The sequence below is a fragment of the Kitasatospora sp. MY 5-36 genome (assembly GCF_001182915.1).
In the GTDB taxonomy this organism is placed as follows: Bacteria; Actinomycetota; Actinomycetes; order Streptomycetales; family Streptomycetaceae; genus Kitasatospora.
Genome location: NZ_LFVW01000138.1, coordinates 1 through 22,391 on the forward strand (window position 1 = coordinate 1; position 22,391 = coordinate 22,391).

The 22,391-nt window shown below is 71.7% G+C and carries 15 protein-coding genes; 9 read left to right on the plus strand and 6 right to left on the minus strand.

Annotated elements, in window-relative coordinates; genetic code table 11:
• Positions 1–78 precede the first annotated feature (78 nt).
• Positions 79–1,281 (minus strand): nucleotide disphospho-sugar-binding domain-containing protein, encoded by a 1,203-nt coding sequence (locus tag AE652_RS10680; RefSeq protein ID WP_049651018.1) that lies wholly within the window; start codon positions 1,279–1,281, stop codon positions 79–81.
• Between the two features lie 239 nt (positions 1,282–1,520).
• On the opposite strand from AE652_RS10680, the gene AE652_RS10685 reads away from it, so the two are divergent.
• Positions 1,521–2,678: a class I SAM-dependent methyltransferase gene (locus AE652_RS10685; protein ID WP_107086417.1), complete on the plus strand. Its 1,158-nt coding sequence runs from the start codon at positions 1,521–1,523 to the stop codon at positions 2,676–2,678.
• A gap of 209 nt (positions 2,679–2,887) precedes the next feature.
• On the opposite strand, the gene AE652_RS10690 is transcribed toward AE652_RS10685, so the two are convergent.
• Together AE652_RS10690 and AE652_RS10695 are read right to left on the minus strand one after the other, a co-directional pair.
• Positions 2,888–3,943 carry a PIG-L deacetylase family protein gene (locus AE652_RS10690; protein ID WP_159028425.1) on the minus strand — a complete coding sequence of 352 codons (1,056 nt, stop codon included), beginning with the start codon at positions 3,941–3,943 and terminating at the stop codon, positions 2,888–2,890.
• A gap of 646 nt (positions 3,944–4,589) precedes the next feature.
• Positions 4,590–5,051, minus strand: a complete 462-nt coding sequence (locus tag AE652_RS10695) for a hypothetical protein (protein ID WP_049651020.1) — start codon at positions 5,049–5,051, stop codon at positions 4,590–4,592.
• Positions 5,052–5,527: 476 nt separating this feature from the next.
• On the opposite strand from AE652_RS10695, the gene AE652_RS10700 reads away from it, so the two are divergent.
• The 6 genes from AE652_RS10700 to folE all read left to right on the plus strand — a co-directional run bounded on the left by AE652_RS10700 (position 5,528) and on the right by folE (position 17,631).
• Positions 5,528–6,130 (plus strand): hypothetical protein, encoded by a 603-nt coding sequence (locus AE652_RS10700; RefSeq protein ID WP_049651021.1) that lies wholly within the window; start codon positions 5,528–5,530, stop codon positions 6,128–6,130.
• 159 nt (positions 6,131–6,289) lie between these two features.
• A complete protein-coding gene (locus tag AE652_RS10705) occupies positions 6,290–9,544 on the plus strand; it encodes a DUF6603 domain-containing protein (RefSeq protein WP_159028426.1) in 3,255 nt (1,084 codons plus the stop codon).
• Positions 9,545–9,546: 2 nt separating this feature from the next.
• Entirely contained in the window at positions 9,547–11,856 is a 2,310-nt protein-coding gene (locus AE652_RS10710) for a hypothetical protein (protein WP_049651023.1), read from the plus strand.
• Between the two features lie 12 nt (positions 11,857–11,868).
• A complete protein-coding gene (locus AE652_RS10715) occupies positions 11,869–15,561 on the plus strand; it encodes a hypothetical protein (RefSeq protein WP_049651024.1) in 3,693 nt (1,230 codons plus the stop codon).
• A 40-nt stretch (positions 15,562–15,601) separates the two neighbouring features.
• Positions 15,602–16,777, plus strand: a complete 1,176-nt coding sequence (locus AE652_RS10720; RefSeq protein WP_049651025.1) for a hypothetical protein — start codon at positions 15,602–15,604, stop codon at positions 16,775–16,777.
• Between the two features lie 257 nt (positions 16,778–17,034).
• On the plus strand, positions 17,035–17,631 hold the full coding sequence (gene folE, locus AE652_RS10725) for a GTP cyclohydrolase I (protein WP_049651026.1): 597 nt from the start codon (positions 17,035–17,037) through the stop codon (positions 17,629–17,631).
• A gap of 41 nt (positions 17,632–17,672) precedes the next feature.
• Here folE and AE652_RS10730 read toward each other — a convergent pair whose 3' ends face one another.
• Entirely contained in the window at positions 17,673–18,389 is a 717-nt protein-coding gene (locus AE652_RS10730) for a flavodoxin family protein (RefSeq protein WP_079272196.1), read from the minus strand.
• Between the two features lie 270 nt (positions 18,390–18,659).
• Here AE652_RS10730 and AE652_RS10735 point away from each other — a divergent pair, with 270 nt between their 5' ends.
• Positions 18,660–19,685 (plus strand): DUF5937 family protein, encoded by a 1,026-nt coding sequence (locus AE652_RS10735; RefSeq protein WP_107086418.1) that lies wholly within the window; start codon positions 18,660–18,662, stop codon positions 19,683–19,685.
• Between the two features lie 23 nt (positions 19,686–19,708).
• Here AE652_RS10735 and AE652_RS43060 read toward each other — a convergent pair whose 3' ends face one another.
• Positions 19,709–20,218 (minus strand): hypothetical protein, encoded by a 510-nt coding sequence (locus tag AE652_RS43060; protein WP_053112035.1) that lies wholly within the window; start codon positions 20,216–20,218, stop codon positions 19,709–19,711.
• Positions 20,219–20,324: 106 nt separating this feature from the next.
• Positions 20,325–21,110: a trans-aconitate 2-methyltransferase gene (locus AE652_RS10745; RefSeq protein WP_049651028.1), complete on the minus strand. Its 786-nt coding sequence runs from the start codon at positions 21,108–21,110 to the stop codon at positions 20,325–20,327.
• A 198-nt stretch (positions 21,111–21,308) separates the two neighbouring features.
• Between AE652_RS10745 and AE652_RS10750 the strand changes: the two genes are divergently transcribed.
• The coding region (locus tag AE652_RS10750) for an RNA ligase family protein (protein WP_049651029.1) at positions 21,309–22,391 on the plus strand (1,083 nt) is incomplete at its 3' end.

Below are 22,391 nucleotides of genomic sequence, written 5' to 3' on the forward strand. Positions count from 1 at the left end.
GGCCGGCCGCCGCGCCCGTGGGGGCGTCGCCGGCCGGTGCCGCGGTCGGGGCGCCGGCCGGTCCAGGGCCGGTGCGGGTCATGACGCGGCCTCGACCAGCTGCCGGACGACCTGCTCGGGGCCGGGCATCGCCTTGATCTCCTCCCGGACCTGCCGGCAGGCCTCTCGGATCCGCCGGTCGGTCAGTGCGCGGTGGATGCCGTCGGCGAGTGCCGCGGGGTCGATGTCCCGGTCGGGGAACGCCACCCCCACCCCCCGCTCCACCACCGCTTGTGCGTTCACCGGCTGATCCGCCACCTGGGGCAGGACCAGCTGTGGCACCCCGTTGGCGAGTGCGGTGAAGGTGGTGCCCGACCCGCCGTGGTGGACGACGGCGGCGCAGCTCGGCAGCAGAGCGCTGAGCGGCGCCCAGTCGACGGCACGGAGGTTCGGCGGGAGCGGCCCCAGGCCGGACAGATCCGCCCCGCCCGTGGTGAGGACGACCTCGGCGTCCTCGGCAGCCAGCGCGTCGACCACGTCCCGCAGGACCGGGGTTCCACCGACCGCGGGAAGCACCGATCCCCAGGTGACGCAGATGCGTGGGCGCCGCGGCGCAGTGCTCACCCAGTCGGGCAGCACGGCACCGCCGTTGTACGGCACGTACCGCATCGGCCATCCGGCCTTGGCGTCCGGAGGGCGCAGGCTCTCCGGGCACAGGTCGACCGTCGCCACCGGACCGGTGAGCGCACCGGTGATCCCGTGGCGTGCCCGCACGTCCTCCAGTGCGCTCAGCACCGCGGCGAAGGACGGGTAGGGCAGCCCGATCCCGTGCATCACGCAGGGGATTCCGGTGGCCTCGGCGGCGAGCTGACCGCCGGCCAGGAAGGTCGTGAAGACCAGGAGGTCCGCGCGCCACCGGCGGATCAGGTCCACGGTGCCGTCCACCATCCGGCCTCCCACCCCGAGGACCAGGGCGGCGACGTCCTCGCGCGCGGGGTCCGGCCGATCGGCGGCCGTCGGGCCCGGCCGGCCCGCCGCACCGGTGAACCGGCGCCAGGCGTCGGACAGGTCGTACCGGTCCGGCCGGTTCTTCGTGACCCGGACACCGAGCCGGTGGTAGGCGTCGGCGGCGTCGCCGTCGGATACGTCCACGGCGGCCAGGCCCGAACGCGCGGCCATGTCCAGGCTCGGTCCGGTCGCGGCCACGAGTACCTCGTGGCCGGCCGACTGCGCCGCCCACATGGTGGGCACCGCGGGCATGAGGTGGCCGACCCCGGGTGCCACCACGAACAAGATGCGCACGAAGTGCTCCTAACCGGCTGGAGGCATCGAGGACCGCCGAATTCGGCGTGATTCGTTGGGATTGTCCAGCTCGGCCACACCGTATTCAAGTACGCCGGGCCGGGACCGTCACCCCGGGACCGATCGCACCGGATTGCCTGGCACACGCATTCCGGGGGAGCTTGACCGGAAGCAACGGACACGAGAACGTGTCACGCGACGGTCATTCCAACAGGGTTCGGACAAAGGGATTTCATGTGATGAGCACATTCTCGGATCCCATGGCGGACAGGAAAGCCGATTCGGCCACACCCATCGAATGTCTCAGGCTGGCCGGAGACGACACCCGCTCCCTGCACTCCGTCGTCCACTCCTTCGAACTGGCCGACCTCACGGCCGTGTTGGTCGACGAGATCCTGTTCCGCTGCGATCCACCGGGCAACGCCGATCCGGTCACCGTCGTCCTGGACGTCACGCGCGGCGAGGAGCGGGTCAGCACCTCCTTTCTCGTCCAAGCCGGTCGACCGGTCGGCCTGAACGGTGCGGACGACCCGGCCGCACTCTTCCGCATCGAATACGATGTGCTCGACCTGGTACGGGAGTTGTTCGGGCCGTCCGCGCCCGGCGGGCCGGCGAACCGACGGACCGAGCTGCGGTTCGTCCCGGAGTCCATGACAGTGGAGGGTGTTCGCCCGCTCGGCTCGATCATGGCGGCGGCCAGTACCATCCTCACCGGCTGCTCCTCCGACAATCCCGGACTCGCCCGGCTGGCCCTGCGCCACGACTCGGACAAGTGGGGCGGCCTGCACTGGTTCGCCGCGCTGTACGAACGCCACCTGCGTCAGCTGCGCGACCAACCCGTCCGGGTGCTCGAAATCGGAATCGGCGGATACGACCACCCCGCCCTGGGTGGCGGGTCATTGAAGATGTGGAAACACTACTTCCCGCGCGGTCTGGTATTCGGTGTCGACCTGTACGACAAGAGCGGCCTCGATCAACAGCGCCTGCACACACTGAAGGCGGACCAGAGTGACCCCGCCCAAATGATCGAAATCGCCGAACGGCACGGTCCGTTCGATATCGTCATCGACGACGGAAGTCATATCAACGAACACGTCAGGACAACATTCCGGGCGCTGTTCCCCCACGTCCGCGCCGGAGGCCTCTACGTCATCGAGGACCTGTGGACCTCCTACGCCCCGGGCTTCGGCGGAAACGAGGACCCGGAGGCGTGCGACAGCACCACGCTCGGCCTCGTCAAACGGCTCGTCGACGACCTGCACTACGAGGAGCAGCCGTTGAAGACCACCGGCGGAGTCGGTCCGTCCCTGGCCGGAATGCACCTCTACCGCAACATCGCGTTCCTGGAGAAGGGCCGCAACGCCGAAGGGGGGATCCCGGGCTGGATCCGCCACTGAGTCCGCAACACCGCTCGTGACACAGGTAGAGCCCGGCGAAGAGCCAGGCGAACCCCAGCACGGCGCGGGCCTCGTCGAGGGTGCGACAGTGCGTCCGACCGGGGTCGGCGATCATCACCCCGCAGTCCCGACCGGCGGTCAGGAAACGAACCGCCCGGGGCGGTCGGCGACCGACCGTCCCGGGCGCCGGACCGCGCCCGGCGGCCCCGTCAGGACCACCCCCACTGCGGTTTGGCGCCGTAGGGGCCGTTCTCGAGGCCGATGTCCCCGTACTGGTACTTGTTGTTGGGGAGGGCGAAGACGTACTCGTGCGGGTCGGCCGCTGCGCCCTCCAGCTTGTCCGGGGCGCTGTGGTAGCCGAGCGCGTAGAGCTTCTTGGACGGATCCCAGCTGTTGTAGCAGGCGATGGCCTTGAGCTTGGTCTTCATGTGGGCGTCGGGGATGTTCAACACGTAGGCGGCGCCCCTGCTGCGGTCGGGGAGCTCGTGGTCGTAGGCGTAGACGAAGTTGAAGCGCACATCGGTGAGCTTGCCCTCCCTCGCCAGCTGCACGGCCGCGTCGGTGATCGCCTTGTGGGTCGCGCTGACCTCCAGCCAGCCCGCGGTGAACTTGTGCGAGGCGCCCGGGTACTGATCCGCGATGGACGCGATCTTCGACTTGACCGTGCTGGTGAACTTCTTGAAGGCGTCGTCCCCGCCCCACGCGGAGTCGGGGAGCTTGAGGTTGATCACCTTGTCGACGCCGAGGCGGGCCGCCGAGGCCATGAACTCGGCGGTCCGGGCGGGCACGATGACGCTGTCACTGGCGCTCGCAGGTATGGTCGGCCAGTTCAGCCCGTGGTGGCCGCGGGCCACGCACGGATGCCGGCGGTCCTCTGTGGTCATCGGACAGGGATCGGTGTTCATCCGCCTCGCCAGCCCGTCGTTCTCACCCCGTGTCACCAGCACCAGGTACACGGGCCGTCCGGCCGCCTTGTGCTCCAGGATCGACCCGGCCAGACCCAGCGCCTCGTCGTCCTGGTGCGGTGAGTAGAAGATCGCCGGGGCTGACGCGGCCGACGCCCTGGCCCCCGACAGGCCGGTGCCCAGGAGCGTCGCACCGGCCAGCGCCCCCGCCGTCAGCACCCGCCGCCGGGACAGGCCCGCCCCTCCGTTGTCCACCATTGCCGCCTCCTGCCGACCCCACCGGGCCGGCCCGTACCCCGGCCCGCCGTCGCCGGTGGCAGCGGAGGAGTCGAAGCGGTGGAGGAAGTGACGATCGGCCATGGGCAGGCTCCTTGGACAGCGGCCCCACGGGGGCGGCACGGGAAACGGGAGTCGACGGTGACGGCGGACGAACCACCAGGTCACGCCCCCGACGCTACAGAGCGCACCCGTCCCCCGGCGTCACCCACCGGAACGGGGACCGCACTCCCGCTCCCACCCTGGCCCGGCACCGTGCTCCCGGGTCCCACCCCGCCCATCGGCGGGGGTGGCGGCGCACCGTACCGGCTCCACGGCCGGCGGATCCGCTCCGCCGGCCGCGGCGTGAGGGCCCGACGGCGGCTCAGCGGTGCTCGGGAAGCGGAAACCGCTCCCATCCACCCGAACGCCGGAGGACCGCATTCCGATCGACGGCCTCGCCGCACGACTCGGCACGGGGCAGGTGAAGAACTGAGCACCCGGGACAGCGGTCTGGCACGAAGCTCGCCTGCGACTCTGGCTGGCCAGCGGGTGCCAGGAGCCGCGCTTCGTCCGTGCCGGACGGCAGACCAGAGGACTGCGGATGGAGGCGCCCTGGCGCCAGTACGCTCCGCACCGGTACCTGCCGGGCTGGTCATCGTGCCACGAGGTCGATCCGGCCGCGCCCTGTGATTCGGTCTCCTGGCGCCCCGCCCGCGTGAGCGGGGCACCAGGAGACCGTGAGGATCGGCTACTCCTCGTCCTGCTCCAGGATGTTCGCCTCGAGGAAGTCGGCCAGGCTGCCGACGGCCACGGCCGACACGAGTGCCTTCTCGAGCACCTCCTTGTTCACCGCTTCCGCGGCCTTGCCGCCGTCGGCCTCGGGCAGGCCGAAGTGATGGCGCAGGGCCAGCTGCTCGTCGACGACGACGGCGGCGGGCAGCTTCCAGTCCTTGCCGAGGAACTCGAGGAGAGCGGGGATTTCGAAGTCATCGGCGGGGCCGATGAAGGACGTGACAGCGATCCAGCCGGCATTCTTGCCGTCGTACTCGAAGTACAGGTCCTGCTGGCGCTTCTTGGTCGTGCCGTCACTGAGCTTGAGCGACTGCTCGAAGGTGGCGGTCGCCGTCGTGCCCTTGTCCGTGTCCAACGTGACATTCTCGGGGCCGAGTTCCTTGGCGAGGAGGGAAGTGAAGTCGAGCCACGTCGTCATCGGTGTTCGTCCTTTTCTCTGGATGCCAGGGGTGTGCCCTGCGTTCAACGTGCACATCCCCGCCCGGGTCACGGGCGGATGGTGGCCGTCAGAAGCCAACACCTGTGCAGTGCCGACGCGGTGACAACCCCTGGCCGATCTCGCCGATCGGGCTCCTGGACGGTCGGTAGAGGTGAGGTGCGAAGAGGCCACGCTTCGACCAGCAGGGCTGATCCATAGCGATCACCACGTGATCACTTGAGGCATGGGATTTGATCGACTACAAACAGATAGCGGTCGAGATCGCTTCATCCGCTGTTTCGCCTGAAGCTGAGTCGCTCGCTCTGCCATCATCCGCTGCAGGCCGCACGGCATCCGGATGTCGTGTGCCTGGGCACCGACGGCTGCTCGTCAGTCCGCGCGGACGGTTCGAGCGCGTCCTACGGCCGCCCCAAATACCCGTGCCGATTCGCCGTGGGCGGAGAGGGAGCCCTGCTGTGCCACTTTCCATCTCGACTCTGCGTGCCGCTCTGGAGAAGGCGCAGGGTGACGGCTCGTTCCGGATCGGGCCGGCCGACCTCGACTTCGCCGACATGGCCGACCTGTTCACCCGCTTCCTGCCGGACGGCCTGCTGGACGTGGTCAGCGGCGTCCTGGTGGACGTGGACACGCTGAGCGTCTCCGGCAAGGTCGTGCTGCTGGGGCAGGCCGCCTCGGACGCCCGCGTCGTGTTCTTGCCCGACGGGCAGGGCGAGTACGTCGCGGGGGTGCGGATCGACGTGGTGCTGCTACCGGACGGACCCGGGTTGCCGGTCGAAGTGGCCCAAGTTCCGGAGGCATTGGCACGGGTCGGGCTCGGCCCGTTGCACCTGGTCTTCGGAGTCGAACCGAGCTCCGACAACGGGAACGCCGCCCGGGTCGGCTTCGGTGTCGAGCTGCTGTTCCCCAGCGACGAGGCCGATCCCCGGCCCTACGTCTGGGGCTATTTGCCACTGGGCGCGGACCAGACCTGGTTCGTCACCGGTACCTTCCCCGACATCCCGCTCGACAGCCCGGACGATCTGCTGGCCTTCGCGGGCCTGCAACCCGGCGACCTATAGATCCCGCCGGACCTGGGCAGCGCGGCGGCCCTGGCACTGACCGGACTGGCCATCGCCTTCGTGCCTCGCGAAGCCCGTGACACTGCCGACACCGGTTCCCCAGACGGCTCGCCCGGCTCGTCGAGGGCACCGGTGTCCTTCGACTGGACCGACGCGTCGATGACCGTCGGTCTCGGCAGTTCCTGGGAGGTGGTCCCCGGCAAGGTGACCGTCGACCACCTGGCGGCCGTGTTCACCGTCGAGGACCCCTTCGGGTCGCCCTCCCTCTCAACCGGGGCCGCCGGCCAGGTGACGCTGACCCAGGGTGTCGTCATGACGGTGACCGGAACCCACTCCACGGTCGGCGGCTGGTCGTTCACCGGCCTCGCCCGGAACATCCCGCCCGCCGAGCTGTTCCGCGCCCTGGGCCTCACCGCGCCCGAGTTCCTCACCGACATGACGGTCGAGCAGTCGTCCGTCGAGTTCGACGCCCAGGGCCGGCTCGCCATCCGCCTGCGCTCAGCGCTGGACGCGACCCAGGCTCCGGCGGTACTGGACCTCTGGTGCGAGGCCGAGCCCGGCGGCTCCAGCACCCGGCTCTCCGGCACCCTGGTGATCCCGCTCCCCAGCGCGGACGACTCGATCCGCGAGATGGTGTTCACGGTCGACGCGGCCACCGGCGAGGACGGTAGCTGGCTGGCAGCGCGCTGGGACGGTGGTGCGGAGCAGGTCGGCGCCCTCGATCTCGTGTCGGCGTTCGGGCTCGCCACGGCGCCCGAGACTCCGCAGGCGCTGATGCCGACGCTCACCACGGTGGCGCTGTGGTACGAGCCCGGCACCGGGCAGTTGGCGCTGGGCGCGGTCGCCGGCTACACGAGCTGGGCCTTCGTCACCCTGCCCGATCCGTCCGCGTCGCAGCGCCGCCTGTGCGCGGCGGCCGGCGGCGCCTCGATCACCGCCGCGACCTCCCAACTGCCCCTGGTCGGCGATCTGGTGCCCGCGGAGTTCGACCTCTCCCTCAGCCGGGCTGGCTTCGCGCTCACCTCCACCGGCTGGGACCCGGCGGCGGCGGAGGCGGCCAACGCCATGCTCGCGGCGGCCGAGTCGATCGGCGACGGCTCGGACCGCCCTCCGCTGCCCCGGTTCGCCGAGGCGGACGCGGTCGCGGTCCCCGGCCTGGTCCTGACCCTGGACTACGCGATCGGCGGCGACCCGCAGCCGCCGCTGGCCCTGATGGTGTGGCAGCCGAGCGGCTCGGGCGCCGTAGCCGTGCCCACCGTCGCCGCGCCGACCACGCCGGAGGAACTCGCCAGCCGGGACCTGAACTTCGCGTTCGGCCCGTTGCGGATCAAGCGTGCCGTCCTCGGCTACATCGGGGACCGGGTCTTCCTCGCCCTGGAGGCGACCCTGGCGGTCGGCCCGGCCGAGTTCAGCCTGCTGGGCCTCGGAATCACCGTCGACGCGGGCGACTTCTCCGTCACCCCGGTCCTCATGGGCGCGGCCCTGCTGATCGAGAAGCCCCCGCTGCGCATCGCCGGCGTCTTCGAGAACCGACTGGACCCGGACTACTCCGCCCTGATGACCGGTGTGGTGACGGCGGAGACCGGCTTCTTCGCGATGATGGCGCTGGGCAGTTACGCCCGCAGCCGCGAGGGCTGGTCCTCGCTGTTCCTGTTCGGCGAGGCGGGTGCAGCCGGCGGTGTGGCGCTGTTCGGGCCGCCGGCGTTCACCGTCACCGGGCTGTCGGGCGGCTTCGGCGTCAACAGCTCGGTGCGGGTGCCGGCCATCGACGAACTCCCGTCCTTCCCCCTCATCGCCCGCTTGGACGCCGCCGACGAGCGGACCCCGCAGGAGATGCTGAACGAGCTGATGGGCCCGGGCGGGTGGCTCAGGCCGGTGCCCGACCAGTACTGGGGCGCCGTGGGCGTGCAGTTCACCTCGTTCAAGTTCATCGAGAGCCGCGCGCTGGCCCTGGTCGAGTTCGGCAACAGCCTCGCCGTGATGCTGCTGGGCCGCACCAGCGTGACCTTCCCGCGCAACGCCTCCACCGCGCGGAAGGTCCACGCCCGGCTCAACATCGACCTCAAGCTCGCCTACGTGCAGGCCGAGGGGCTGCTGTCGATGGACGTCGCGGTCGCCGACGGCTCGTTCGTGTTCAGTGAGTCCGTACGGCTCACCGGCGGGATCGCCGTCTACGTCTGGACCGGCGGGCACCGGCGCGGCGACTTCGCGATCAGCGCGGGCGGTTACCACCCCTCGTACGAGCCGCCGGCGCACTACCCGGTGCCGGCCAAGCTGGGCTTCGTCTGGTCCCCGGACGACAGGCTGCGGGTCAGCGCCCAGGGCTACACCGCGCTCACGCCCAACGCCCTGATGCTCGGCGGACGGCTGGCGGCGACGTACGACAAGGGCCTGCTCTCGGCGTGGTTCACCGCCCACCTGGACGTGCTGATCCAGTGGAACCCGTTCTACCTCGAACTCTCGCTGGGCGTACGGATGGGTGTCGCTTTCACCATCAAGGTCCTCTTCGTCAAGGTACGGGTCAAGATCGAGGTCGGCGTCGACATCGACCTGTGGACCCCGCAACTCGGCGGACGGGCCACCGTGCACGTCTGGTTCGTCTCCTTCAGCTTCGGCTTCGGCGCCTCCCGCCCGTCGCTGCCGGCCTCGAACTGGGTTGAGTTCCGGGCCCAGCTGCCCGACCCGGTCGCCATGACCCCGATGGCCGGGCTGCTCGCCGACGTCGACCCGGGCGAGCTGGCCGCACGCCGTGCCGTCGAAGCGGCGACGCTGATCGCCTCGGCCGGCTTCGTGCTCGCCACCGAGTCGGCGATCCCCGCCTCGGCGGTGTACGTCAACGACGTCGAACTGCCCTCCAGCGGTGGTCCGGTGGACATCCGCCCGATGGGGCTGACGGGCCTCACCTCGGAGCACCGGGTCACCATCCACCGCAACCGGAGCAAGGAACACTTCGAATGGAAGAAGTACGGCTGGGAGATCACCCCGATCACCCGTGACGTCCCGAGCGCCCTGTGGGGCACACCGGGCAAGCCCGGCCTCGGCGAGGGCATGCTCGCGGACAAGGTCGCCGGGCTGCTGATCGAGGTACCGCCGCCCACCCGGGGCGAGGAGGTCGGCCCGATCACCTCGGCCGCGCTCGGCGTGGAGCAACTGCCCTACGGGCGCACCCCGCTGCGCGACCCGGCGGCGGCGGGCCCGCTCCCGGCCCAGGACACGGCCAGCCCCCGGATCATCGCACGGTCGGTGGCCGCCGCGGACGTGCGTTCCCGCCGGAGCGCCGTGCACGCCGCGCTGGACCGGCTGGGCCTGGACCTCGCGGCCGAGGACGGCTCCCTGGACGGCTACGCGCAGCGAGCCGAGACCACCCTGACCGACGCACCGCTGGTGCTCCCTGCGACGACGATGGCGGGCTGACCATGGCTACCCGACCGCTCTCCCCCGAGGCCGCCGCCGCCTTGACGGCCCCGCAGCCTGACCTGAACGTGACCTTCGTCGACCACATGAGCCCGCGGGCCACCGCGGGCACCTACACGGTCAAGCTGGAACACCGGCTCTACGACGGCGCGAACCCGATCGACGGCAGCGACCCGCTGCCGTCCGCCGAGCACGACTTCGAGATCCCGGCAGCCCAGTTCGTGCTGGACGGCGCCACCGTCCAGGCCGTCTACCCCGCACGGGCGGCGGACGGCGACTTCCGCCTGGTGCTGCCGCACATCACGCTGACCAAGGAGTACCTGCCCTGGGAGCGGGAGCCGAAGTGGTCGCGGCTGGCGGACAAGCGAGCACCGTGGCTGGCCCTGCTGGTCTTCCGGGCCGGCGAGCTGCCCGGGGACCCGGAGGGCATCGCCCTGACCGAGCAGATCACGGTCCGGGACCTGATCGCCGCCGATGACCCGACCGTGCTGGGGCCGCGCCTGACCGATCTGCCCGAGACCACCCTGGCCGGGCAGTGCCGGAGCATCGACGTGCCAGCCGCGCTGTTCACCGCGATCCTGCCGACCGAGGAGGAGCTCTACTACCTGGCGCACGTACGCGACGTGGCCGAGCCGATGCTGATGGCCGACGGGGAGGTCCTGGAGAAGGGCACCTTCAGCGTCGTCACCGCGAACCGCTTCCCCCGCGCCGCCGCGGACTACGCCGTGCACCTGGTCTCTCTGGAGGGCTTCGACCGCCACCTGGACGGCAGCCTGCCCCCGGGCACCAAGACGGTGCGCCTGTGCGCGCTGTGGTCCTGGTCCTTCCGCAACGACCCCGACGCGGCCTTCGACGCGGCGGGAATCCTGGACAACCTCGTCCGACCCAGCCGGGAGGATCCGGAGGAGTTGGCCCTGCGCATGCCCCGGCCGAGCACCGCGCCGACCACGCCGACCACCGACGAGCAGTACGCCCTGGACCGCCTGCACCTCGGCTACGTCCCCGTCCCGCACCGGCTGATCACCGGCGAGCAGAGCTATGCCTGGTACCGCGGCCCCTTCATCCCGCTCACCGCCCAGCCGGCACCCGGCATCGGCACCGACACACCCCACACCACCGCCGACCACGCGCTGGTCTACGACCAGGACTACGGCGTCTTCGACGTCTCCTACGCCGCCGCCTGGACGCTCGGCCGCACCATCGCCATCGCCGACCCGAGCTACGCGGCCGAGATGACCCGTACCCGGCGCGAACTGGCGAACACCGCCACCCGCCTGATGGCCACCGCCGCCGACCCGACCCGCTCCCAGGTCGCCACCACCGACCCGGCGGGCCGGCCCGGCCTGACCGCACTGGCCCGTCTGGCCCGCGACCGCGGCGGCCGGAGCCTGGTCGACGCCCTGCACGCACCCCAGCTCCCGCCCGACCCGACGGCACGCACCGCCACCGAGCCGCCCCGGCTGAGCCGGGCCGTCGCCCGCGCCGCCCTGGACGCCGAGCCCCGGCAGGCGGCCCTGTTCGCGACCGCGAGCCGCCGCGCCGACAGCCTCGCTGAGCGGCTCGACGAGCTCGGGAAGCTGCGGCTGGTGCCGTTCTCCTACCTGGTCCCGGACTTCCGGATACTGCCGCCGGAGAGCCTGCGCCTGTTCCGCGTCGACCCGACCTGGATCGACGCCCTGCTGGCCGGAGCCCGCGACGTCGCCACCAGCACCAGCCTGGACGTCGCCTGCGACCAGGCCCTGCGCCGGGCCGCCGGCACCGCGCAACGCGGCAGCCACCCGCAGGCCGGGCTGCTGCTGCGCTCCGAACTCGTCCCGGCCTGGCCACAGATGCGGATCGCCGCCACCCAGGACGGCCGGGCCCTGACGGAAGTGCGCCGCGACCACCCGGCGCCGGACATGATGCTCTGCCTGTTCGACGGCGTGCCCGACGAGGTGGTGATCCGCGAACCCAGCGAGGGCATCCACTTCGGCATCGACACCACCGCCGACGGCCGCGAGGTCATCAGCCTGCGCCAACTCACCGCGGGCACCACCCCACCGCTGGGCGCCACGCTGCCCGGCCAGTACTTCCCCACCGGAACGGACACCGTGTTCTCCCGCTACCTGCGCCCCGCCCACGGCGAGGGCCCGGCGGACGTGCTACGGCTGCGCGGCACGGACGGACTCGCCAGGCAACTCGCGGCAGCATTCCCGCCTCTGACCGACCTGCACCCCGCCCAGTTCGCCCTCGAACTCGTCAACGCGCCGATCGAGCAGCGCCTGACACCCACCGGCTCCACCCGCCGCGAGCCGACCGACCGAAGCGCCTGAGAGGGACGGCAGATGAGCGACACCGACCTGATCGTGCCGATCCGGCTGCACGCCCTGGTGTACAACCACATGGTGCACACGGCCGGCGGCCCCTTCACCCGCTGGAACGCCGACTACGCGGGCATGCTGGACGACGGCCTCAGCCTGGTCCCGGCCCCGGGCAACGGGCAGCAGGAGGAGCGGCTGGAGGAGTTCCGCGGCGTCCACCTCATGTGGCAGCTGCCCGAGGCCCTCACCGCAGGGCACTACGACGAGGACACCGAGCGGACCAGCTGGCCGCTGGTGCCCAACCGCTGGCTGGTGGTGCGCTACTTCGACACCCCGCAGCAACCGGCCCCGGAGGGCCGCCAGGACGTGCAGGCCGTCGGCTGGCTCGTGCACAGCGACTACCGCGAGGCCGACTACACCGCGGCGGACTTCGACGGCAATACCCCGCCCTACGGCACCAACCGCTACCTCCCGCGCGAACTGTCCAGCGAACAGCGGGAGTTCCTCGGCCGCCACCAGCAGCTCGACGACGACAAGCCGTGGCGCGAGCCGCCGCGCCGCGAGCCCTTCCTCACCGCCGTCGGCCCCGGACTGCCCGACTTCGCCGCCTACCACCCCTACAGCCGCGACGTCTTCTCCTTCCACGACGACCTGAGCGATCTGGAAGCCGCCGTCGACCTCTACCCGCCGGACAACCGGCTGTCCTACCTGGTGGTCGGCTGGTACTCCGAGGACCCCATCGACCTGCTCCAGCAGGCGGTCTCGATCCCCGGCCTGCTCCCGCCCGACGACACCTCCCCCGAGGCGATCCTCGCGGCCCTCCACTGGGCGCTGCCCGACGGCGTTCCGCAGGACCTGCGACGCTCGCTGTACTCGGGCACCGCGCTCGGCATCACCTGGCAGTACAACAACTTCCAACCGCCCTCCGACAAGCCGGAGATCGCCGACATCACCGTCGCCGTCGGACACAGCACCGGCGACGCCGCCGAGGCCCTCACCGCCAACCAGGCCCCCTTGACGGAGAGCGGCGACCTGCTCTCGGCCCTCTACCACGGCACCATCGACACCTTCGACACCCCCGAAGGCCCCGATGACCTGGCGGAGGCACTGCGCACCACCTGGTTCGCCGGCAGCACCGGCGGCTACTCCTGGCGCCTGGCGGACCGGCCCGCACAGGGCTCGGAACCCAGCAAGCGCACCACCGTCAGCGACGCCACCCCCGACTGGCTGCTGGAACTCAACGCGCGGCAGACGCACTACGACCGGCTCCTGCCCGAGCTGGAGCGGCTGCAGTGGCGCACCTGGAGCCTGTACTGGCTGCGCACCCGGCATGTCAGCGAGGGCCAGCACCCGCCGCAGTTCGACGCCGCCGCCGACGCCCAGCTGTCCATGGCCGACCCGGGCAGCCTCGCCTCCCGGACCAAGGCCACGCACGAAGAGGCCCTCGCTCTGTTGGCGCAGCTCCCCCACGGCACGACGCCGGAGGCCCTGGAGGCCTCGATCGCGACCTACGTCGCCGACAAGCCACTGCCCGAGGGCACGCGGCTGATCCGCGACGCCGCACCCGCCTTCTACCGCCCCTCCGACCCGGTGATCGTGGTCGAGGGCGCCGGCACCTTCGACGACCTGACCCGGGACACGCCGCTGCCCTGCCGCCGGGCCGCCGACCTGCTGGAATCCGTCAAGATCGGCAGCGGATTCGTCGAGCGCCCCGCCGACCCGGCCCAGCCCAACCTCACCAACCTGCCGGACGCCTGCCTCGCCCTCCTCCAGGAGTTCGCACTGCTCGACCGGGCGGCCTGGGCCGACGCCACCGCCCCCGGCCCGACCGCGCTGCACAACGCCGTCGCCCACCCGGACCAGAACACCACCGGCCACCTCGCCGAGCACACCGCACCGTGGCGCCAGCCCTGGCTGCCGCTGTACATCCAGTGGGACGTGCGCTACGTCCCCACGCCCTACCACAGCGAGGGCGCGGACCACTGGGAGTTCGACGGCACCACGTACCAGTGGAAGGGCACCGGCTCGACCGCGACCGACGAGAGCTCCGCCCGCCGCCGCTTCTTCCGCGGCCGCTCCTTCCTCACCCCCACGATGCGCCACGTCGTCCGCGCCCAACTGGCCCGCTACATGGAGACCTACCCGCAGGCGAGCAGCCTGGGCATCGCCACCCTGCGCGAGGACATGGGCGAGCTCGACCTGCTGTCGCAGACCCTCGACGGGTTCAACGACTGGCTGCTCCTCCAGGGCGGCGGCCCGCGGCTGCTGCCGCCCGCGGACATGGCGGACCTGCTCGGCGACAGCGGCACCCGACCGATCCCCGGCGACCACAACCACCCTGACGCCGAGGTGTTCCAGCCCATCCGCGCCGGCCAGTTCTTCTTCCACGACCTGCGGATCATCGACCGCTTCGGCCGCACCGTCGACATCGTCAACGACCGGCAGAACCACATCGAACAGTTCACCCCCGTGCGCGCCGCCAGCGTCACCCCGCCCGACCACCGGGAGCGGCCGCTGTTCCCGGACTCGGTCGGCAACCAGCGCTTCATCCAGCTCCCGCCGCGCATCCTCCAGGACGCCCGGGTCCGGCTGGAGGCGGTGAACTCCTCGACCGGCGCCGCCTACGCCTCCGCCCCCACCGCCCGCGACAACGCCGCCGCCACGACGCCCGTGGCGGGCTGGCTGCTGGTGAACCACCTCGACCAGACACTGATGGTGTACGGGCCCGGTGGGGAGCCGCTGGGCGAACTGCGCGTCCTCAACACCACTCAGTCCATCGCCTGGAACCCGCTGCCCCACTCCCCGCACCCCGACCCGACCGCCCCGGAGTTCCGGGCAGCCTTCCCGGTCCTGGCCGGATTCCTCGCCGGACTGCGCGGCCAGCCCCAGGCACCCGCCGCCTTCGCCGCGCTGCTCGCCACGATCGACCAGACCCTGGACCTGATCGTGGACCCCGCCGCGCAGGACGACGACGTCCCCGCCAAGCTCATCGGCCGCCCGATCGCCCTGCTCCGCGCCGACCTCGCCATCGACCTCCAGGGGCCTCCGCTGACCAACCCCAGCTGGGCCCCCGTGCTCGACCCGCCGGCCGAGGCCTACCCCGCCTTCACCTGGCCGGTGCGCCTCGGCGACGCCCAGCGCCTGACCGACGGCCTCATCGGCTACTACGCCAGCCCCGGCGAACCCGGCGGCGAGATCGACTACCAGCGGCTGAACGCCACTGCTCCGGCCGCCGACCACCCCTACCTCCGGCGGATCACCACCGGCCACGACCTCGCGCTCCCCGCACGGCAGTTGGACGAGCCCCTCGCCCACCACCTCACCCTGCTGGTCGAGCCGCACGCCCCCGTCCACGCGATCAGCGACATCCTCCCGGTCTCGGCGCTCCAGTTGGACGCGGACCTCGTCCACCAGGCCCTGAAGAACATCCGCGCCTCCTTCCTCCTCAACCCCCTGCTGGCCCCGGTCCGTCCGCCGCTCGACCCCGAGTCCGCGCTGCGCAGCGGCTTCCCGCAGTACGACGAGCTGGTGATGCCGCGCCCGGCGGCCTGGCACGGCACCTGGACCTGGGCCGAACCCCGGGAAGGCGCCGGACCGGCGGTACCGGACTGGCTGGAGTTCCCCATCGCCCCCGCCGACACCTACGCCTCCCCCGGAGGCCCGACCGCCGAGGCCCGCGCCGGCTACCTCCAGCTGCGCCCGGCCGACACCAACTGATCCCGACACTCCTCACATGCCATCAGGAGAGAGGCAGTTCATGTCCACGTACCTGGCTTCCGCCGACGCGCTGCTGTCCTACGTAGTCGAGCCCGAACCCGATCCGCTGACGGTGAGCACCGACAAGGACCCGGTGAGCGGTCGGCTGGACATCACCGTCACCCGCGGGGAAGCGGGCCCCGCCTACTGCGAAAAGCTCACCGTCAGGATCCGCATCGGCGCCGGTGCCGAGGCCCTCACCGAGAAGCGCTCCGAGATCGTCAGCTCGGTGCTAGGCGGTAGCGACCCCGGCGAAGGCGGCAGCTGGACGGCACGACCCGGATTCGCGGACGGGGACTGGCAGGTCTTCGAGTTCACCCCGGCCCGCCCACCCCAGTTCACCGACTGGCGTCTGACCCTCGTCGTCTCCCAGATCGAGGTCAACAAGACCCCCGGCAATGCCGACATCCAGATCATCGAGAAGACCTCACCCACCAGCAGTGGCTACACGGACAAGACCACGCCCTCGACCGTCGCCAAGTTCCCCGCCGAATTCGTCTTCCGCAACTTCCGCCCCGAAAAGGTCATGGTCGACAACGGGGAACATGCCACCCTCAAATGGGACGGCTCGGACGCCGAATACACCATGTTCTGGGACCGCAACAGCAGGGACGTGAGCAGCGACCGGACCTGGACCACCCCCGATCCCCTCGTCGCCCCCACCGGCTTCATGCTCCAGGCCAAGGTCACCACCGGTGGGGACACCCTCATCCACACGCTGACCACCGTCGTCATGGTCGAGAAACCCGACCTCGAAGTCGGAAACCTCAACGTCTACGGCGAAGCCGCCACCCACGGGGCTCTCGCCACCCATGGCGTTCTCGCCGTCAACGGTGAACTGGAACTGCAGGGCATCTCCTCGGTGTTCGGCCACCACAAGTATCAGCTGATGGCTCACGTTCAGGAAATGGAAGCCGTGGTCCCAACGGACGGAATCCTGAGCATCCGCACCATGGGCACCACTGGCGGCAACGCCAACGTGAGCCTCTTCGTCAAGTACTGGCCCAACGTCCCCGGGGACTCCCGGACCTTTGCTGTCCCCAACCCCACCCCGGTGACACTGCCACTGACCAAAGGATCCACGATCAAGGTGGAAAAGCACCGCGTGGGTAGCGACGTCATCGTCGACTGGTTCCCGTTCGGAGGGGAACCCCTGCCCTGGCCGCGGGTGCCGTGATCTTCCGATGGGACATCATGGCACCGGCCCCAACCCAGCTACACCGTCGGGCTCACGGACGCGAGCCAGCCGATCGAGCAGCACTTCGGGCCTATGGCCGAGAGCCTCGGCCGGCTCTGGGGCGCCCGTATCGGCACCCGGTACGCGGAGGCGTTCACCGCCGTGCCGATCCTCGGCTGCCTGCCGGGCGCCACCCACCTCTGAGCTGCCGCACTCCAGCGGCCCTCCCTCCGTCAACTCACCCCCAAGGGATGATCATGACGTCCATACCCGTGCAATCCCAGAACCGTCGCCCCGTCGACCGCGTGCGCGTCCAGGAGTTGACCCGCGAGCTGCTGCTCGCCCTCGGCGAAGACCCCGACCGCGACGGTCTCCAGGACACACCCCGCCGGTTCGCCGACTGGTGGGGCGAGTTCCTCGACCACGACGCCGGCAGGCTCGACACCAGCTTCGCCCAGGAGGGCCGGTACGGTGACTTCGTCCTGCTGACCGGTATCGAGGCGTGGAGCGTCTGCGAGCACCATCTGCTGCCCTTCCGCCTCGACGTGTCCGTCGCCTACGTGCCGGACACCGCCGTCCTCGGCCTGTCCAAGCTGGTACGGCACCTGGAGGCCCGCACCCACGCCCTCCAGCTCCAGGAACGCATCACGCACGACGTCGCCCACGACCTCGCCAAGGCCGCCGCCACCGACGACGTCGCCGTCTTCACCACCGGCGAGCACCTGTGCATGAGCATGCGCGGCGTCAAGGCCACTGCGGTACGCACCACCACCATGTGCCGCCTCGGCCGCCCCGAGAGCGACCCCTCCCTCGCCGCCCGCATCGAACGCCTCGCACTGCCCGTCCGCCTGTAGCCGCTGCTGACCTGCGGATCCTGCGTCGGCCAGGCACGAGTTCAGCGGTGCTCGGGGTTCTCGAAGTCGAAGCGGCAGCCGGCGTCCCATTCGGAGCGCTGGTTGCCGTGGGCCGGGATGCCGCCCGCGTCCTTCAGCATGCGGGCCAGGTGGAGCTGGTTCCAGGTCATGAAGGTGGTGTTGCGGTTGGTGAAGTCGTTCTCGGGCCCGCCGGAGCCGGGGTCCAGGTAGGACGGTCCGGGGCCGGCCTCGCCGACCCAGCCGGCGTCGGCCTGGGGCGGGATGGTGTAGCCGAGGTGCTGGAGGCTGTAGAGGACGTTCATCGCGCAGTGCTTGGCGCCGTCCTCGTTGCCGGTGATCAGGCAGCCGCCGACCCGGCCGTAGTAGGCGTACTGGCCTTCGGAGTTGAGGATCGAGGAGCAGGCGTAGAGCCGCTCGATGACCTTCTTCATGACGGAGGAGTTGTCGCCGAGCCAGACCGGCCCCGCCAGGGTGAGGATGTCGGCGGCCATCACCTGGGAGTAGATGACGGGCCACTCGTCGGTCTCCCAGCCGTGTTCCGTCATGTCCGGCCAGACGCCCGTGGCGATGTCGATGTCCACCGCCCGCAGGACGTCGACGGCAACGCCCTGGCGTTCCAGGATGCCGGTGCTGACGTCGATCAGGCCCTGGGTGTGGCTGCGCTCCGGGGAGCGCTTCAGGGTGCAGTTGATCACCAGGGCGCGCAGGTCGGCGTAGGACGTCGTCGGGTCCGGCACGGATTCCTCCTCCAGGGGCGGCGGGAGGCCGGTCGGGCCGCGGACTCCCGGTACAGCTCAGCAGTCCGGCCTCCTGGGCGCTCGCGGAACTGGGCCGGTCGCCTGACGGCACAGCACCTGATCAAACCGTTCGGGGCCGGCGGCCCGGTCCCGATTCCGGCCGTCCCCCTACTGGCCCGCACGCACGTCCTCGACGAGGATGGCCGTCGAGCGCAGGAGGACGGCAGCACCGGCGGAGGCGCCGGTCGGGCTTGGGGAGAGGGCGACGACGTGCCGCTACGCATCCACTTCACCATGGAGGACCTCGCGCGGACCCGCGTCGCCGACGGACCGGCGCCCTGCATCGAGCTGAGCACCGCGGCACGGCAGCTGCAGGAGCGCACCCAGCCGGTGCGGCTCGGGGCCTGGCGCCACCGCACCCTGTCCGCCCTGCAGCCCGCCTCGCGCATGGTCCTCGCCCTCATGCCCTCGCGCGGGCGGATCACCGACTTCCTGAGCGGCGCGAACGCCGCGACGCCCGCCGAGCTGATCGAACAGGTCCGTGCCACGCCCCGCAGCCGCGTACGGGCCAGCCTGGAGAACACGGCCAGGCACCAGCCCCTGCCCTCGTGGGCCCGCCGGCTGCCCGACGACCCGCTGCTGCTACGGCAGTTGTGCGACAGCCTGGAGCACGTGGCCGGCCACGCCCTCGTCCCGCACTGGCGGGAGGTCGAGGCCTTGACGGCGGCCGACGCGGCGGTGCGGTCCCGCCAGCTGCTCGGCGGCGGCGTCGAGGCGCTGCTCGCGCGCGTCAACCCGCGGCGGGTCCGCTGGCGGGCGCCCGTGCTGGAGATCGCGACGGTCTCCGGTCTGGACGCCGACGTGCAGCTGGCCGGGCAGGGGATGCTGCTCCAACCGTCGGTGTTCGCCGTCGAGGCCCCGATCGTCAACCTCGACGCGGTGCCGCAGCCGGTCCTCACCTATCCGGTGGCCCGGCTCCAGGAGGGTGCGGCCATGCCGCTGTTCCCGGCCCTCCCGTCCGGCGGCCGTCGGGAGTCGCCGCCGGCGGTCGGCGCCGTCGGAGCCCTGCTGGGCCACACCCGGGCGGCGGTGCTCGGCGCCATCGCCGGTCACCCGGGCTGCTCGACCCGGCAGCTCGCCGCACTCGTCGGCATCTCCATGGCCAGCGCCAGCGAGCACGCCACGACGCTGCGCAACGCGGGCCTGATCGCCACCCACCGGGACCGCCAGACGGCCGCCCACGTCGCCACCCCGACCGGCATCGCGGTGCTCGACGCGCCCTCCGGACGGCCCTGAGCGGCCCACTACCACCCCACCGATCAGCCGGCGCCGGACCGACGCACGGCGTCCTCCCAGAGGTCCAGCCCGGCTCGCAGGAGTTCACGTACGGCCGCGGTCTCCTCGTCCGTCAGGGCTTCCTCGTCGGCGGCCGGTTCGAGGGTGTCGCCACCGAAGACCTTCTCGTAGGCGCTGTCGTTGACCGGCCCCTGGGTGGGAAGGGGCGGGCCGGCCTGCACGCTGCGGGCGAGGTCTTCGAAGAAGTTCCACGCCTCCAGCAGCAGTCCCGCCGGCACCGGACCAGGGTCGGGGCCGGGGTGCTCGACCCACCGCCGTACGGCGGCCAGATCGAGCGTGCCCTCGCCCTCCCAGACGAGCTGCCGGCCGTTGCGATCACAGTGGTCCCGCAGCGTTTCGATGTCCCGGAAGACGAGGAGTCCTCCGAGGTCGTCGACGAGGAGCTCATCGGGTGCGTCGCCCTCGCCGGGCCGCCAGATCACCGTCAGGTCCCCGCTCCTGGTCGCGATGCGGTACGGATAGTGGTCGCCCATGCGGGTCTCTCCTGGTGTCGCGGCGGCACCCGCCGCGCGGGTCGTCCTGCCCGCAGTGATCGTCACACACGAGGGCTGCCGGGAGGGGGCGAGGGCCGGGGGCGACTCAGGCCCGGTCGGCCCGGCGGATGACGAGCATGTCCTGGGTGTGGCCGATGCCGTAGCCGCCGCCGGGGAGGGCGAAGTGCTCCTGGACGTAGGCGGCCAGGGCCGCGCGGGAGGGGCGGGGCTCGAGGGTGGCCAGGTCGGCGACGTTGACCATGAACTCGGCGACGTCCACCGCCTCGGCGAGGTCGGGCGCGCGGTAGTGGAGGTCGAGGGTTTCGAGGGCGTAGTCGTGCTCCGGGTGCCGCTCGTGCAGGCGGTCGGCGAGCGGGGCGAGGTCGTAGCGGACGCCGGTGAAGTGCGCGGCCATCCGCATGCACGGGCTCTCCGGGTTCTGGAGCACGACCAGGAGGGTGCCGCCGGGGGCCGTCCAGTCCAGGGCGCGGCTGACGGTGCCGAACCAGTCCGCCTCGGGCACGTAGTAGAGCACGTGGGAGAGGTGGACGAGGTCGGCCTGCTCGGGCGGGTGGACCCGGTCGAGCGGTTCCGGGAGGACGAGGGCGTCGGGGCAGGCCACGCCCAGCTTCTCGCGCATCGCGGCGCTGGGTTCCACCGCGATCGTGCGGTCGAAGGAGCGGCTCAGGTGGGCGGTGGTGCGGCCGTCGCCCGCGCCGAGGTCGAGCAGGACCCGGCGGTGCGGCAGGGTGGCCACGATCTCGCTCAGCCGGGCGTGGGTGATCGGCTTCTCGTCCGTCCCGGCCAGGAACAGTTCGAACGCCCGGCGGTAGTCGGCGCTCGTCACGTCCAGGACCCGGACCGGGTCCGCGTCCCTCGTCGTCGTCTCCACCTGTCGGCCTCCCCTGTTGACGGTGTGCCAGGTGGCGCCCATTGCACCCCGGGGCGGCGGCGCGGGGGTGCAGGGACGTTCCTGCCCGCGTGTCGTCCACGCCGCTCCGCGACCGCCAGGCCCCGTTTAATCGGTGGCCCGGCGTCCGTGGCGGCTCCTACAGTGTCCGCCTGATCAAGAACGCCCAGGGAGCCGGACATGCGTGTGCACTACCCCCGGACGCCGCATCTGCCCTGGTCACCGGGCGCGGCGGCGGACGACGTACGGGCCGGGGACCTGTCCGCGCTGGCCGGCGCCGAGGTCGTCGTCACCGAGAAGCTCGACGGCGAGAACACCACGCTCTACCGCGACGGCCTGCACGCCCGCTCGCTGGACTCCGCCCACCACCCCTCCCGCGCCTGGGTGAAGGGCCTCCAGAGCCGGATCGCCCCGCGCATCCCGGACGGCTGGCGGATCTGCGGCGAGAACCTGTTCGCCCGGCACTCGATCCCGTACACCGACCTGGAGAGCTGGTTCTACGGCTTCTCGGTCTGGACGGGCGGCACCGACGGCGGGGACCTCGACGGCGACCACTGCCTGGACTGGGACGACACCGTCCGCTTCCTGCGCCGCCTCGGCGTGCCCGTCCCCCGGGTGCTGTGGCGCGGCCGCTACGACGAACGGGCCCTGCGCGCCCTGCGGTTGGACCTCGACCGGCAGGAGGGATACGTGGTGCGGACGGTCCGGGGCTTCTCCCGGGCCGAGTTCGGCGAGCGGGTCGCCAAGTGGGTCCGCCCGCGGCACGTGCGTACCGACACCCACTGGATGCACGCCGCGGTGGTGGAGAACGGGCTCGCCCCGGGCTCCGCACTCTGGGCCGTACGCTCCGGTGCGCTGCCCGAGCCCGCCGCCCTCGCGGCGGCCTTGGGCATACCCGAACTCTCCTGTTCTCCCGATGAGTTGGCCGAGGTGTCGGCCCGGCTGGACGAGCTGGGCCGGGGCGGGGACGCCCGGCTGGCCGGCGTGCTCGCCACCGCGCTGCGCCCCGCCCACCGCCAGTCGCTGGCACCGCTGCTGGCCGGGCCGCTCGGGCTGCCGCTGGCCCGACGGGTCGCCGACCTGGTCGGGCTGCACCCCGCCCTCCAGCACCCGTACCCGGACGAGGAGCGCCGCGCCGGGCTGGTCCGGCTCTCGGCGGCCGCCGACCTCGGAGTGCTGCACGCCGTCGCGGCGACCGCCGCCCCCGGACGGGCGGAGCGCGAGCAGGTCGCCTGGTCGGCGCTGTACGCCGAGGACGCCGGG

What these genes read in the sequence shown, in the direction of transcription:
- AE652_RS10685 (WP_107086417.1), top strand. Translation starts at nt 1,521, where the DNA reads ATGAGCACATTCTCGGATCCCATGGCGGACAGGAAAGCCGATTCGGCC.
- AE652_RS10690 (WP_159028425.1), bottom strand. Translation starts at nt 3,943, where the DNA reads ATGGCCGATCGTCACTTCCTCCACCGCTTCGACTCCTCCGCTGCCACC.
- AE652_RS10695 (WP_049651020.1), bottom strand. Translation starts at nt 5,051, where the DNA reads ATGACGACGTGGCTCGACTTCACTTCCCTCCTCGCCAAGGAACTCGGC.
- AE652_RS10705 (WP_159028426.1), top strand. Translation starts at nt 6,290, where the DNA reads ATGACCGTCGGTCTCGGCAGTTCCTGGGAGGTGGTCCCCGGCAAGGTG.
- AE652_RS10710 (WP_049651023.1), top strand. Translation starts at nt 9,547, where the DNA reads ATGGCTACCCGACCGCTCTCCCCCGAGGCCGCCGCCGCCTTGACGGCC.
- AE652_RS10715 (WP_049651024.1), top strand. Translation starts at nt 11,869, where the DNA reads ATGAGCGACACCGACCTGATCGTGCCGATCCGGCTGCACGCCCTGGTG.
- AE652_RS10720 (WP_049651025.1), top strand. Translation starts at nt 15,602, where the DNA reads ATGTCCACGTACCTGGCTTCCGCCGACGCGCTGCTGTCCTACGTAGTC.
- folE (WP_049651026.1), top strand. Translation starts at nt 17,035, where the DNA reads ATGACGTCCATACCCGTGCAATCCCAGAACCGTCGCCCCGTCGACCGC.
- AE652_RS43060 (WP_053112035.1), bottom strand. Translation starts at nt 20,218, where the DNA reads ATGGGCGACCACTATCCGTACCGCATCGCGACCAGGAGCGGGGACCTG.